We start from the raw sequence: 14,506 nt of genomic DNA, 5'->3' as shown, positions 1-14,506 counted from the left end.
TTACCAGAAATCAGGTAGGGGCGGGTAAACCTGCCAATATCGGCCCATAATTGACCATCTCAAAAACCCGCCCGGCCGAGATATTATGGTCAATGTTGATTGCCGTCTAATATTATGTCCGGTCGATTACCAGAAATCAGGTAGGGGCGGGTAAACCTGCCAATATCGGCCCATAATTGACCATCTCAAAAACCCGCCCGACCGAGATATTATGGTCAAGCGATCGGACATGATATAACAAGTCGATGCAGCGAGCACTTGAGAGAGCATCGTCGATGGAAATTTATATTATTAAGCAGTATTAATAATTAATAAATTATTCAACTTAACTTTTAGTTAATGTTACATTTTTTAGACATTAATGGTGTACTTATTCCTGACAGAAGACATGAAACATCGAGCTTGCCAACAGACAGAATGAAATTCAATTCAGATTGCCTTAATCACTTTGAGAATGTCCTTCGTTCCTATCTATCATGCGCGAGTAGTAATTTCATCATCCGGGCGTGAAATATTCCCCTTCGAGGTAATACCTCCATTATTTTCACCAGATATCGCTATCCGTATTATCGGATTCACCCCTTTTCTCAACCCCAAAAATATTCACCAACACAAATATTTACGACACCAGGAAGTTCTTGAGTATCTTCGAGAAAACCAAGCACAAAACTCACCTTGGGTAGCCATTGACAATATTCCAGAACACTATCCGCCAGATGCACCAGTTGTGGCTATTGATGATTACAATGGTTTTGACCAGAACTCAGCAAAGGTACTTTCAGAATATCTAACTTAATTTCAAAGGTTAGGAAAAAAGTATCGGAATAGAGAGGGTGAATTTGACATGGAAATGAACGTTGGTGACTTTTTGCACCGACTCGATCTCAGGGGACAAGCACTTAAAGGCACCAACCTTGGCGGTGCGGAACTCCGGGGAGCCAACCTCCGAGGCACGGATCTCCGAGAAACTAACCTCAGCGGCGCTATGCTCAGGTATGCAGACCTGATTGAAGCCGATCTCACAGGCGCTAATCTCAGCGGGGCGGATTTATCTGAATCATTTCTTAATTTAGCTAACCTCACTAGAGCTGATTTGACTGGTGCTGTCCTCCGAGAAGCTAATCTCGTAGGAGCCGAATTCACGGGCGCCAACCTCAAACAAGCAAGTTTGATCAAGGCTAATTTAGTAGGAGCAAATCTCCACGAAGCCAACTTAACCAGAGCCAACCTCAGTGGGGCGGATTTACGCGGTTCTCAGTTGAGCGGCGCCATTTTAGACAAGGCCGTATACAACAACCGGACTATCTTTCCCGATGATATTGATCCGGGTGCAATGGGAGCATTTTTGCTAGCTCCCAATGCTTCGCTCCCTGGCTTAAATCTGGCTATGGTAGATTTGACCGAAGCGGATTTAAAAGGAGCCGATTTGCGGCGGACAAACTTATACAAAGCTATTTTATTTGGTGCAAAACTCGATCGGGCAAACTTAGCAGGAGCCAACCTCAGCGGAGCGGACTTGAGGGAAGCTAGTTTGAGCGGCACGATTTTGGAGAAAGCTGTTTACAGCAACCAGACTTTGTTTTCAGAAGGTATCGACCCCAGTCTGGGCGGAGCTTATTTAATTGCTCCCAATGTATCGCTGCAAGGGGTAAATTTAACCGGAGCCGACTTAAACGGGTCAGATTTAAGCGGAGCTAATTTGAGCGCTTCTAACTTAACTTCGGTCAATCTCAAAAATGTAGACCTCAGCAGAGCTAGCTTAAAAAAAGCTTACCTCAAAGGTGCAAACTTGGAGGGAACTGATTTAAGAGGAGCCGATTTAAGCGGCGCAATTTTACACCAAGTAAACTTGAGTTCTGCTGACCTCCGGGGTGTAGACTTAACAAGGGCTGACCTCAGTGGCGCTAATTTAAGGGATGCCGATTTGAGGGAGACAGATTTCACCGGAGCTACTTTGCTGTTCGCGAACTTGAGCGGGGCAGACTTAAGAGGTGTAGATTTGACAAAAGCTGACCTCAGTGGCGCTAAGTTAAACGAAGCCGATCTCCGAAAAGCAGATTTGATGAGAGTAAATTTGGAGGGAGCAGATTTAACTGAGGCCGACTTGAGCGATGCTCATTTATTCCGAGTTAATCTCAGAGGTGCTAACCTGAAAGGTACTAACCTCAAAGGCGCAAGTTTAAAAGGGGTATTTTTGACCGACGCTTATTTGAGCGAAACGGATTTGACAGATATAGATCTGAGTCCGAGTTTTTTTGAATTGCCACTAGAATCGGAATGGTAATTAGTTGACTGTTAACAATCAAAAATCTACAATCAAAACTCGCCCCGCGAAAATTGCTCGATTATTAACAATCGAAAATCTAAAATCTAAAATCTAAAATGGATCGACCGTTAGGCTCTGTTATTCAAGGTTCCCTGAGCAAGGGATTAGAAGTGCGACTGCACGCCGATGTTTCGGTGGAAGATATGAGGGTGGGGAAATTTCTAGTTGTGCGGGGGGTGCGATCGCACTTTTTCTGTATGCTCACCGACGTATCTCTGGGAACTTCTAGCGCCCGCATTTTATCGAATCCTCCCAATCCCGACGACGATTTTCTGCTCGCAGTGCTAGCAGGTAGCAGCACCTACGGTACGATCGAACTGTCGCCGATGTTGATGTTGACTGCTGAGAGAGAAAAACAGCAGGCAATTTTCGACCCGACGAAAAACGGCCCAGTTCGCGAGAATAAGCTGGCGTTAGGAAATTTGGCTTCTTTTGAGTCACAAACGGGCGCGGATATTGAGTTGCTGCCGGTCAAAACTATTCCCAGCCACTTTTCGCAGGTGTTTGATGCCAAAGAAAGTGATTTTCGGGCAGTTTTTGGCTGGGAAGATGACCCGTATCGCCGCAATTTTGCGATCGGCAAACCGATTGACATGGACGTTGCTGTGTGCTTGGATTTAGATCGATTTGTGGAACGCAGCAACGGCGTTTTTGGGAAGTCGGGAACGGGAAAATCTTTTCTGACGCGCTTGCTATTGTCGGGAATTATTCGCAAGCAAGCTGCTGTTAATTTAATTTTTGATATGCACTCGGAGTACGGGTGGGAAGCTGTTTCGGAAGGGAAACAGTTCAGCACTGTTAAAGGTTTGCGGCAGTTATTTCCCGATAAAATGCAGATTTATACCCTCGATCCAGAATCGACAAAACGCCGGGGAGTCCGCGACGCTCAAGAGTTGTTTTTGAGTTTCGATCAAATTGAAGTGGAAGATATCTCCCTCGTACAGAGAGAGTTGAATTTGTCGGAAGCTAGTATCGAAAATGCGATCATTTTGCGAAACGAGTTGGGTAGCGGTTGGATCAACAAGTTGCTGGAAATGAGCAATGAAGATATTTCAAGGTTTTGCGAAGAAAAGCGGGGAAATAAGTCTTCGATTATGGCTTTGCAGCGGAAATTAGAGCGTTTAAACGATTTGAAATACATTCGGAAACGCTGTCCCAAAAATTATGTAACTGAAGTTTTGCAGTGTTTAGATGGTGGGAAGAATGTAGTAATTGAGTTCGGTTCGCACTCGGATTTGCTGTCCTATATGTTAGCGGCAAATGTGATTACTCGCCGCATTCACGAAGCTTATGTACGCAAAGCTGAGAAGTTTTTGCAGAGTAAAAATCCGTGCGATCGCCCGCAGCCCTTGGTGATTACCATTGAGGAAGCTCACCGCTTTCTCGATCCGGCGATCGTGCGATCGACTATTTTCGGTACAATTGCCAGAGAAATGCGAAAATACTTCGTCACCCTGCTGATTGTAGACCAGCGCCCGTCAGGAATCGACGCGGAAGTCATGTCGCAAGTCGGAACACGCATCACAGCCTTGCTAAACGATGATAAAGACATCGATGCTATTTTTACCGGCGTTTCGGGAGGGCAGAGTTTGCGATCGGTTTTGGCAAAACTCGACTCCAAACAGCAAGCATTAGTTTTGGGCCACGCCGTACCGATGCCCGTAGTCGTGCAAACTCGTCCTTACGACGAGCAATTCTACAGAGAAATTGGGGATATTGACTGGCAAGAAATGCCCGATGAACAAGTATTTGCCGAGGCAGAATCTGCTAAAATGGATTTAGGATTTTAGATTGACAACTGCTAGATTCCTTACAGAACTTAGGCAAATGTTACTGTAAATTAGTCTTTGCGAACAATTGGCGATCGCTGGCAATGACAGAAATATCTGATTTTTGCCTCAGTTATAAACTAGAAATTGCGATCGAACGTCCAAAAAATTAGGCCCCAGCTTTGAGTCAGAAGCTTTTCCCCTTTCACCCCCTTACCCCTCATCCCTAACGGCCCAAAATTTGCTTAAGCTTAAACATGATGGAGATGATGGAGCCTAGGGGCACAATGAAAGTCAAACAGGGCAACAGCCAGCCTTTATACACCTTGTCGTTACTCGTAGCAGAATTTGCTTAGCATATTTAAATCAAAATGTCAATAAATATTTTAAACAGTTACTGGCATCTAATACGGCGATCGAGTTCGGTTATCTCGCATCCCACCATCTAGGCAGCGAGAAAATTTCAAGCGATGATGGAACAGAGAGCAAAACAAAGCCCTCGAATAGCATGAGTCTGTTTGCATGAGTATTGTTAAGTTGAGTTGCAGTTAAAACTAACAGGGAATTCAAAACCTTAAGGAAAAATGTAGAATCTTGACCTTAAGACAGAGGTTTTTACTCTTTACGATCCTCAAAATTGGGAATAATATTGAGAAAACTAAACTCTTGCTCCACTTCGCCTTGAACTAGCCGTTAAAGCTAGCGAACTACCGAAAATCGACGGCGATTACTGGAAATCAAGCACAAAAGCAATCCCAAACAAAAAGCTTCTACCGATCGTCACCGATAAACAAGAGGGGAAACATCCCCTTTGTCGCAGTCTTTATCCCACTTGCAAAAGTGGGACAGGGTATCACCAACTTTTTATCTGTTGTTACAAGGAGTGCAATACTCACCCATGTCCACCACAACCCCCAAAAACAAAACAGTGAAAGCCGATCGCATGGGCAGCCGGCCATACTCCTCAACGGATACGGTTCGTACCTATCTGCACGAGATCGGTCGCGTACCCCTGCTAACCCGAGAAGAAGAAATTGTTTTCGGGAAGCAGGTGCAGCAAATGATGAAATTAATCGAAGCAAAACAAGCACTTGCTAAAGAATGGCAGCGGGATCTGACAGATCAAGAGTGGGCCGCCGAAATGGAGTTGACCGAACCTGAACTTAGCCGCATCTTACACATAGGGCGGCGGGCCAAGCAAAAGATGATTGAAGCGAATTTGCGGCTAGTAGTGGCGATCGCCAAAAAATACCAGAAACGCAATATGGAATTCTTGGATTTAATTCAAGAAGGCACCCTTGGTTTAGAACGAGGAGTCGAAAAATTTGACCCGATGCGGGGATACAAATTTTCCACATACGCCTACTGGTGGATTCGGCAAGCAATTACTCGCGCGATCGCCCAACACGCCCGCACAATTCGATTGCCAATTCACATCACCGAAAAACTCAACAAAATCAAAAAAGTGCAGCGGGAACTCACCCAGCAGTTGGGCCGGTCTCCCTCCCCTGGGGAAATTGCCGCGGCCTTGGAACTGCACCCTTCCCAAATTCGGGAATATCTGCTGATGGCAAGACATCCAGTTTCTTTGGACTTGCGGGTAGGAGACAACCAAGATACCGAACTGCAAGAACTCTTAGAAGACGAAACTGCATCTCCAGACAACTACATTACCTCGGAATTGCTGCGGCAAGACCTCGATACTTTGATATCAGAACTTACCCCCCAGCAGCGAGATGTAATAATTCTGCGCTTCGGTTTGGAAGACGGCACTGAAATGTCACTGGCGAAAGTCGGAGAACGGTTAAATCTCAGCCGGGAACGGGTGAGGCAGCTAGAACATCAAGCCCTTGCCCACCTGCGCCGCCGCCAATCTCAAGTCCGAGAATACTTGGCTAGTTAGTCACTAAAAAAGTTGAGATTTCTCAAAATCTCAACTTTTTTTTTCGTGTTGGCCCTGCTGGGAAGGATAATTTTATACCAGTTAAAAAAGAATGGACTGTAGGCCGGTGCTCCAAACCCTTATGGAATAGGTCACGCCAAATTATTCAATTCTTTAATATAAAATCTCAAATCTAAAATGGTATCATTTGACAATTCCCGCATCCAGGATACCCGCCACGTGATTCATCCGTCCAGAAATAAAAAACCTGTATCCGAGAAACTTGCCGAACGTATTTATCTCGCGCAAGTCAATGGTTCAATTCTAAAATCTAAAATCTAAAATCTAAAATCGCGCAATCGATTGACGGGTCGATCGCCCGATCGGGGCGGAGGCAAAATTTGTCCAAACTAATCTTAGATTTAAGTTCAGGAACCGGGCGGGCGATCGTTCATTCAAGTTAATAGCCAACATTAAGCCAAGTACCCGGTTTCTCTACAATCTTGGTGAAACTGGTACAAGAGGCGCTTGGAACCAGTTATTTTAAATTTTGGGGTCTGGAGTGGTTTTGACTTATTTGATATTGACAGGAAGTTTAGAAGCGATCGCGATCGTGCTTGCTCTGTTGCCCGGTAACTTGAGCATCGCATTACCCGCAGGCCGATCGCACAACTCGGAGATCAAATCCGGCGTTTTAAGCTCGCAATCTCCCCCAAACCCTCCCCCAGATACAGCTAGCACAGGTTTAGCAGATGGCATTTACCTCTACGGTCAGTCGAGCAAGCCAGAGGAACTTAAACAAGAATATTTTGTATTTGAAATGCGACAGAGTAAGGTGGTCGGCGCTTTTTACCTACCTCGGTCTGCTTTTTACTGTTTTTACGGCACGGGCGATCGAACTCAGTTAAATTTAACAGTAGTGGACACTTACGACGGCAGTCGCTCTCCCTACTCGGTAAATCTGGAACAGTATTACCCAATTTCTACCATCAGCGAGAACGATCATCGCATCTTGGGTCTTTGCACGGAAGCTCACAAAGAGCAGGTGTGGGAAAAGTAGGAAACACGCGCTGCGCCACCAGTCAATCGATTTTAGATTTTAGATTTTAGATTTTAGATTTGAGATTTGAGATTTTAGAATTGAAGAAAGCAACCTCACTGATAAATCGGGCGCCCCCGAACCAAGTTGCTTTCGGTCAGGGTTCAGGAAACAGTAGTAAAATTGCTCTTGATTTGAGATTTGAGATTTGAGATTTGAGATTTGAAGAAAGCAACCCCACTGATACATCGGGGGCGCCCGGACCAAATTGCTTTCGGTCAGGCTTCAGGAAACAGTAGTAAAATTGCTCCTGAGTTGAGAATTTCTTCGGACGGACACCACACACATGGCAAAATGAAACTGCGTCGGAAAACACTATCGATAATTGGCATTACCATCGCTGGATTGACTGGGATTCTGTATGTCGCCTCCTCAAGTATCCTCTTGGGCAGCCTGATCAAAGCAGAGGAACAAGAAGCCACACAGGTTGTCAAGGGAGTGCTCAGCGTGTTCGGGCAAACTGCCGACGACTTCAACTCGCGCTTTGCCGACTGGTCTGCGTGGGACGACACCTACGATTTTATCCAAAACCGCAACTCAGAATTCATTGACTCCAATTTAATTCCAGAAGGGCTGGCTAATATAAGAGTTAATATAGCCGTATTTGTCAATACTTCTGGCAAAATAGTTTACGGTACAGGTTTAGACAGCGAAAAGCTGAAATTAACTCCTGTTCCAGAAGCATTAAAACAGCGTATTTCTCTAAGCGACCCGCTGTTGCAGCACCCCAACGCCAAAAGCAGCCTCGCTGGTATCATGCTGCTACCGTCAGGGCCAATACTGATTACTTCTCGGCCTATTCTCACGACTAAAAGCACCGGCCCGATCCGAGGTACGCTGATCTTCGGGCGCAATTTGGATGCTGCAGGCATTGCGAAGGTTTCTAAAATTACTCGCTTGCCGCTAATCGTACACAGCGTGAATGAGGCTAGGTTGCCTGCAGACTTTGAGCAAGTGCGGGAGAAACTGTCGGAAAAAAAACCGATTTTGGTGCGTCCTTTAAGCGAAGATTCGATCGCAGGTTACGCCCTGATCCGCGATATTTACAACCAACCTGCGCTGCTATTGCGGGTGGATATTCCCAGAGAAATATATCGGCAAGGTCAAATTAGTTTGCTGTACCTGCTGGTGTCTGTAGCGTTAGTGGGAATTGGGTTGATCGGCTGCACTCTGCTACTGCTAGAGCGTCTGGTGCTGTCTCGGTTGAGCGGTTTAGCGAAAGCAGTCAACCGCGTCAGCAGCAGTCAAGACCTCTCGGTGCGACTACCGGTGACGGGGGAAGACGAGTTGTCCGACCTTGCCCATACTATCAACGGAATGTTGAGTGCGATCGCGATCGCCGACAGCGAACAACTTGAGGAAAAAGCCCGCTACCGAGCCGTAGTCGAGCAAGCTACAGATTGTATATTCCTGTGGGACGCTCAAACCAAACGCCTTTTGGAAGCCAATACAGCGTTTAGAGACCTGCTAGATTACAATCTTGATGCGATTTCGCAACTAACTATTTACGATATCATCGCTTACTCTAAAGACCTAATTGACAACAATATCGAGTTACTGCTGACGGACAAACAATTCAGAATTGGCGAAGTTCTCTACCGCCGCCGAGACGGTTCCTGCGTGGATGTAGAAGTGAGCGGGAGCGTGATTTCCTACGGTGGCCGCGAGATTATTTGCACGGTTGTCCGTGACATTACCGAGCGTAAGCAAGCCGAAGCCGAACTACGAGCCTCGGAAGAACGCTACAGACTTTTGTTTAAAAATAACCCCCATCCGATGTGGGTTTACGATTTAGAAACTCAGGAATTTATAGCCGTCAATCAGGCTGCTATCCAACACTACGGCTACACTCGCGACGAATTTCTCAACATGACCGTTGCGGACATTCGTCCCCCCCAATATCTGCCGAAATTGCTAGAAAATATATCCCAAGTAGATGCCGGTATTGAGTTTGCAGGTGTGTGGCAGCACCAGAAAAAAGACGGAACAATTATTGATGTAGAAATTACTTCTTATGCTCTGGTATTTGATAGCAGAAATGCTGAATTAGTGCTGGCTCACGATGTGACCGACCGCTTGCAAGCCGAGGCAGAACTCTACAAGGCAAAGGAAGCAGCAGAAGCAGCTAATTTGGCTAAAAGTCAGTTTTTGGCTAACATGAGCCACGAACTGCGAACTCCTCTGAATGCGATTATCGGTTACAGCGAGATCCTGCAAGAAGAGGCTGTTGATTTAGGCGAAGAAAATTTTGTGTCGGATTTGGAGAGAATTCACAATTCAGGCCAGCTTTTACTTTCCTTAATTAATGATATTCTGGACTTGTCGAAGATTGAAGCTGGTCACGCCGAAATTGAATTAGAAACTTTTGACGTGTCGGAGGCAGTTCAAGATGTAGCCAAAACTGTTGCACCGCTATTTTTGCGAAACACTAATCGCCTGAATGTGGAGTGTCCTAATAATATTGGCAAATTGTATTCCGATCAAATTAAGTTTACTCAAATTTTGTTTAATTTGCTCAGTAATGCAGCTAAGTTTACTCATAAAGGAACAGTTACACTCAGCGTTGAAAGAATTAAAAATGACGAGAATAGTTGGGATTCGGAACAGTTGATTTTTAACTGTACTGATACGGGGATTGGGATTACTCCTGAACAGCTACAAAAGTTATTTCAACCTTTTACGCAAGCGGATGCTTCGACTACCCGCAAGTACGGAGGAACGGGTTTGGGTTTGGCAATAGCGCAGAAATACTCTCAGATGCTGGGGGGAGAAATTACTGTGACTAGCGAGTTTGGCAAGGGGTCAACTTTTACTCTGATGTTGCCAGCATAGCTCGATTTTAGATTTTAGATTTTAGATTTTAGATTTGGTAAAAAGTCCTGACTAGAAACAACATAAATACGGTTTGTAGTCAGGGCTTCATATCATGTCCGATCGAGTTACCGCGATTAAAAGGGCGGGTTTTTGAGATTGTCAATTATTGGCAGATATTTTTCGTGAGGGGATCCCCTACCGTATTGGGGGTAATCGACCGGACATAATATCAGTCCACTCCCAATCAGCTTTTAGCTAATTAGGACTAAACTTTTGAAGACCAACAACATTAATACTCAATACCTGCTTGAGCTTTAATCCCTTGTTCTCGGAATGGATGCTTAACTAAAGTCATTTCTGTCACCAAGTCGGCCCGTTCGATTAGCGCGGGCGGGGCGCCTCTGCCTGTTAAAATAATGTGGGTTTCTTCGGGTTTTTGGTCTAACCCAGAAAGCACTTGCTCTACTTGCAAATAACCTAGTTTTAATGCTATATTAACTTCATCTAGAAGAACTAATTTAAATTCGGGATTGCAGATAAAAGTTAGGGATTTTTCCCAGGCTTTTTGAGCTGTTTCGATATCTCGATCGCGGTCTTGCGTGTCCCAAGTAAAGCCTTCTCCCATTGCGTGGAATTCTAGCTGTTTTTCCCAGAGTTGAAAAACCGCTTTTTCTGCGGGTTCCCAAGCTCCTTTGATAAATTGTACTATGGCGACGCGGTATCCGTGACCGAGCGATCGCACAACCATTCCCAAAGCTGCCGTGGTTTTGCCTTTCCCGTTACCCGTATTGACAATTATTAAACCTTTGTCTTTGGAAGCCCCGGCAATTCGCTGCGCCTGTACTTCTTGTCGGCGCTGCATTTTTTGTTTGTGCTGTTCGGCTGTTAGGGAAGTTGTTTCTTTAGTTTCCATTAGATTTTTTTAACGCAGATTAGGGACTCAGAAACCGGGTTTTTTAATACATACTTCGATGCCACCCGCAGATTCGGGAAAAAACCCGGTTTCTCGGCTTCGGATTTAGCTATTATGTCCACAGCGATCGCAAGTTTAGCACGAAACCGGGCAAAACATCTTCTCCTGAAAGTTCTGTTGGACATTCCAAAACTTCTATTTCTTGTCCTTGGCGATAGATTTCGACTCTCCGGGTTTTGCGGTTGATTAACCAGCCTAATTTGACTTGGTTATTCATGTATTCTTGCATTTTGTCTTGAGTATCTTTGAGGCTGTCTGTCGGCGACATTAACTCTAAGACAAAATCCGGGGCAATGGGAGGGAATTTTTGTTTTTGTTCGGGAGTGAGTGCATCCCATCTTGATTTTTCAATCCAAGAGACATCGGGAGAACGGTTGGCACCGCTTGGCAGTTTGAAGCAAGTTGAAGAATCGAAACAAATTCCCAGTTTAGTTTGTCGGTTCCAAATCACAAAATCCGCATTAATTTCTGAATTGTAATTTCCGGTTTCTCCTCCTGTGGGTGGCATAACGATTATTTCTCCTTCGGCGTTGCGTTCAAATTTGACATCGGGGTTTTCGCGACACAGTTGATAAAATTGGTCGTCGGTTATTTTGGCGATCGAGTTGAAGTTAATGGTAACTGCTATCATGGTATTTTATCAGGATGCGTTGGGACTTTTAAGCCAGATTATGTATATGAATGCGGCTCAATGCCGAGCGATGCAGATGCTGTAAATATTATTAAGGGTTAAGAGGATTTAATGGATATCTTTTTATGCACTTTTGCTCATTATATCACATCCTTATAACTAGCTATTAATAGTTTTATCAAACGCTTTTTGGAGGAAACACTTACAGACATACCAATAATAAAATGCAATGTTGATTTCGCTAAACAGTTTAGGTAGTCCCTCTAGTAAACTGGAGAATATTTTGTTTTTTATATGCAGGGCATCGACGCCGATCGCAAAAAACAACAAGCCTACACCCGCTAACAATATTTGGTAGGGAGTTAACTGTAGTTCTCGCCGAAAAAACCATCCGTAGGAGGACAAAACCACGGCGTATAAAAGACTTACTCCGAGCTTAGGAATTCCCCCTGCTACCATATATATATGAATTCTGTAAATTTCATTTAGTAAAAATCCACCTGTTAACAAAGCCGAAAATAGAATAAATCGATTTTCTGAAGTGCGCGGTTGAATACTTTGAGCTAATTTATAGGTGAAAGTACAAATAATGACGGGTACAGAACATAAAACTTGAAAAGTCCGAGTTAACAAAGCGACATTGGGATGGGGATAAGCATAAGGCGGCAAGAATAAATCGCTGACTTTTAACCCGGAAAGTTGAGTGAAAAATATCAGTATCGCCACCACAAATAAGGATAAACAATTGAGTCTAACAACCAAACGAGAAATAGTCATAAGCAATTAATCCCCAAAATTAGGTTTACTGCCCAAATCAAAAAAAATTATATCACCAATATCTCTGGATATTTTGCTAAACTTAATCATGAGTGTTATCAAAACAAGGAGACAGTCATGCTGTCAGTGAAAGAAGCAGAATCGATCGTTCTAAATTTGGCGCAACCCCTCGACAGTCAGCGGGATGTAGAAACTGTAGACTTGCTGGCAGCATCGGGGCGCATTTTGGCTGCGGCAGTCACTGGTTCCCTTGATTTTCCTTATTGGGATAATTCAGCAATGGATGGGTACGCGGTGCGGTTTGCGGATGTGGAAAACTGTAGCGCCGAAAAACCAGTGGTACTCGAAGTAGTTGAAGAGATTCCAGCCGGATATCAGCCTCAAAATACCGTAAAATCGGGGCAAGCGGCGCGAATTTTTACGGGGGGGGTGATGCCTGCGGGTGCTGATACGGTGGTAATGCAGGAAGAAACAAGGCGTGAGGGCGATCGTATTTTTATCTTAGTTTCTCCTGAAAAACCGCAAGCATTTGTTAGGCACAAAGGCGCTTTTTATCAAGCAGGAACAACTTTGCTAACTCCCGGTACAGTTATCAATGCCCCAGAAATGGCAGTGTTAGCAACTGCCCAGTGCATTCAAGTTCCAGTTTATCGGCGGCTGCGGGTGGCAATTTTTTCTACTGGTGACGAATTGGTATCGCCTGACGAACCTTTGGCACCGGGGAAACTGGTAGACTCGAATCAGTATGCTTTGACAGTTTTGTTGGCACAAATGGGATTTGAACCGATTCGATTGGGCATTGTTCCTGATAATGAAGATGCATTAAACAAGGCGATATCCGGGGCTGTTGCGACGGCGGATGTGGTGCTTTCTACGGGCGGCGTCTCGGTAGGAGACTACGATTATGTCGAGAAAATTTTGGCAGATTTGGGAGGAAAAGTTCACATTAGTTCTGTGGCTATTAAGCCGGGGAAACCTTTAACGGTTGCTGAGTTTAAACGAGGTGAAAAAAATTCGGATAGTCTCTATTTTGGTTTGCCGGGAAATCCGGTTTCGGCTTTAGTCTGCTGTTGGCGGTTTGTTGTGCCTGCTTTGAGAAAGATGTCTGGGCTTGGCCCGGATGCTTGGGGGCCGGAGTTTGTCAAAGCTAGGTGTAATGCTGAATTGCGATCGCACGGCAGACGCGAAACTTATGTTTGGGGTAAACTACATTTAGTTGCCGGAGTCTGGGAATTTGAACCTGCTAGCGGCACCCAAAATTCAGCTAATTTAATTAATCTCGCAAATACGAGTGGTTTAGCAGTTTTGCCACCAGGGGACACCTGGATTGTACCGGGCGAATTCGTGGAGGTTTTAAAAGTTAGTCAGTAGTTAGTGGTTATTGGTTATTGGTTATTGGTTCGGTATAAGTTCATGTAAAATATTAACAACTAAGTAATCTTCCTTCTTCCGACTTCCATCGGACTGACATCCGTTACATCCGTTACATCCGTTACATCCGTTACACAATCCGTTGCCGAACTTCCTTCTTCCTGACATCCGTTACATCCGTTACACAATCCGTTGCCGAACTTTCTTCGTATTATGAAAATTTTAATTGTTGAAGATGACCCGATGATGCAACTGGGATTAGAGCAAGTTTTAGCCGATTCCCCAGACATAGAAATAGTAGGACAAGCAGAAGACGGCTATTTAGGCGTAGCAGCAGCACTGAAACTCAAACCTGATATCATTGTGATGGATATAGGTTTGCCACGGCTCGACGGCATAGCAGCGACGCAGCAAATTAAAGCACAATTGCCAGAAGTTAGAGTAGTAATGTTAACTTCTCACACGGCAGAAACTGAAATTATTGCTGCCCTTTCTAGCGGGGCTGATGCTTATTGCATTAAAGGTGCTTCTGTAGACAGGCTGTTAGCAGCGATTGCAGCCGCCGCAGAGGGGGCTACATATCTTGACCCTCAAATTGCCCGGACTGTCATCGAACACCTCAAACCCCCCATACCTGCCTCTACAACTACTTTTGGTCAGTTGTCGCAGCGGGAATTGGAGGTGTTAAAATTAATGGTGGAAGGTAACAGCAATCCTGAGATAGCAGCGGCGCTTTACTTGAGTCCAAATACTATTAAAACTCACGTTCGCGGTATTATGAATAAGTTGGCAGTGGATGACCGCGTGCAAGCCGCAGTTGTAGCGCTGAGAACTGGATTGGTGTAAAGAAGTAAGTAGTCATTA

12 protein-coding genes are annotated in these 14,506 nt (G+C 44.8%); 8 read left to right on the top strand and 4 right to left on the bottom strand.

Features of this window, described 5'->3' with window-relative positions:
• The first annotated feature begins 454 nt into the window (after positions 1–454).
• From QUB39_RS10635 to QUB39_RS10610, 6 genes are all read left to right on the top strand, one after another.
• Positions 455–796: an HAD domain-containing protein gene (locus QUB39_RS10635; RefSeq protein WP_333056163.1), complete on the top strand. Its 342-nt coding sequence runs from the start codon at positions 455–457 to the stop codon at positions 794–796.
• 48 nt (positions 797–844) lie between these two features.
• Entirely contained in the window at positions 845–2,284 is a 1,440-nt protein-coding gene (locus QUB39_RS10630) for a pentapeptide repeat-containing protein (protein WP_333396222.1), read from the top strand.
• Positions 2,285–2,382: 98 nt separating this feature from the next.
• Positions 2,383–4,116 (top strand): ATP-binding protein, encoded by a 1,734-nt coding sequence (locus QUB39_RS10625; protein ID WP_333056166.1) that lies wholly within the window; start codon positions 2,383–2,385, stop codon positions 4,114–4,116.
• Positions 4,117–4,993: 877 nt separating this feature from the next.
• Positions 4,994–5,998 carry an RNA polymerase sigma factor, RpoD/SigA family gene (locus QUB39_RS10620; protein WP_333056169.1) on the top strand — a complete coding sequence of 335 codons (1,005 nt, stop codon included), beginning with the start codon at positions 4,994–4,996 and terminating at the stop codon, positions 5,996–5,998.
• A gap of 541 nt (positions 5,999–6,539) precedes the next feature.
• Entirely contained in the window at positions 6,540–7,037 is a 498-nt protein-coding gene (locus tag QUB39_RS10615; protein ID WP_333056170.1) for a hypothetical protein, read from the top strand.
• Between the two features lie 333 nt (positions 7,038–7,370).
• Positions 7,371–9,908 carry a CHASE4 domain-containing protein gene (locus QUB39_RS10610; protein ID WP_333056171.1) on the top strand — a complete coding sequence of 846 codons (2,538 nt, stop codon included), beginning with the start codon at positions 7,371–7,373 and terminating at the stop codon, positions 9,906–9,908.
• A 271-nt stretch (positions 9,909–10,179) separates the two neighbouring features.
• On the opposite strand, the gene cobO is transcribed toward QUB39_RS10610, so the two are convergent.
• The 3 genes from cobO to QUB39_RS10595 all read right to left on the bottom strand — a co-directional run bounded on the left by cobO (position 10,180) and on the right by QUB39_RS10595 (position 12,271).
• Positions 10,180–10,803, bottom strand: coding sequence for a cob(I)yrinic acid a,c-diamide adenosyltransferase (cobO, locus tag QUB39_RS10605; RefSeq protein ID WP_333056172.1), 624 nt, complete (start codon positions 10,801–10,803; stop codon positions 10,180–10,182).
• A gap of 112 nt (positions 10,804–10,915) precedes the next feature.
• On the bottom strand, positions 10,916–11,494 hold the full coding sequence (locus tag QUB39_RS10600) for a Uma2 family endonuclease (protein ID WP_333056173.1): 579 nt from the start codon (positions 11,492–11,494) through the stop codon (positions 10,916–10,918).
• A 159-nt stretch (positions 11,495–11,653) separates the two neighbouring features.
• Entirely contained in the window at positions 11,654–12,271 is a 618-nt protein-coding gene (locus QUB39_RS10595; RefSeq protein ID WP_333341197.1) for a hypothetical protein, read from the bottom strand.
• Between the two features lie 117 nt (positions 12,272–12,388).
• On the opposite strand from QUB39_RS10595, the gene QUB39_RS10590 reads away from it, so the two are divergent.
• On the top strand, positions 12,389–13,642 hold the full coding sequence (locus QUB39_RS10590) for a molybdopterin-binding protein (protein ID WP_333056175.1): 1,254 nt from the start codon (positions 12,389–12,391) through the stop codon (positions 13,640–13,642).
• A gap of 59 nt (positions 13,643–13,701) precedes the next feature.
• On the opposite strand, the gene QUB39_RS10585 is transcribed toward QUB39_RS10590, so the two are convergent.
• Positions 13,702–13,830 (bottom strand): hypothetical protein, encoded by a 129-nt coding sequence (locus QUB39_RS10585; RefSeq protein ID WP_333232604.1) that lies wholly within the window; start codon positions 13,828–13,830, stop codon positions 13,702–13,704.
• A 25-nt stretch (positions 13,831–13,855) separates the two neighbouring features.
• Between QUB39_RS10585 and QUB39_RS10580 the strand changes: the two genes are divergently transcribed.
• Positions 13,856–14,488, top strand: a complete 633-nt coding sequence (locus QUB39_RS10580; protein ID WP_333056177.1) for a response regulator transcription factor — start codon at positions 13,856–13,858, stop codon at positions 14,486–14,488.
• The last annotated feature ends 18 nt before the right edge of the window (positions 14,489–14,506 follow it).

The organism is Microcoleus sp. AT8-B5, assembly GCF_036705565.1.
Lineage (GTDB): Bacteria > Cyanobacteriota > Cyanobacteriia > Cyanobacteriales > Microcoleaceae > Microcoleus.
The sequence above is the reverse complement of the archived record's forward strand: the minus strand, read 5'-3'. Positions and strand labels throughout refer to the sequence as shown.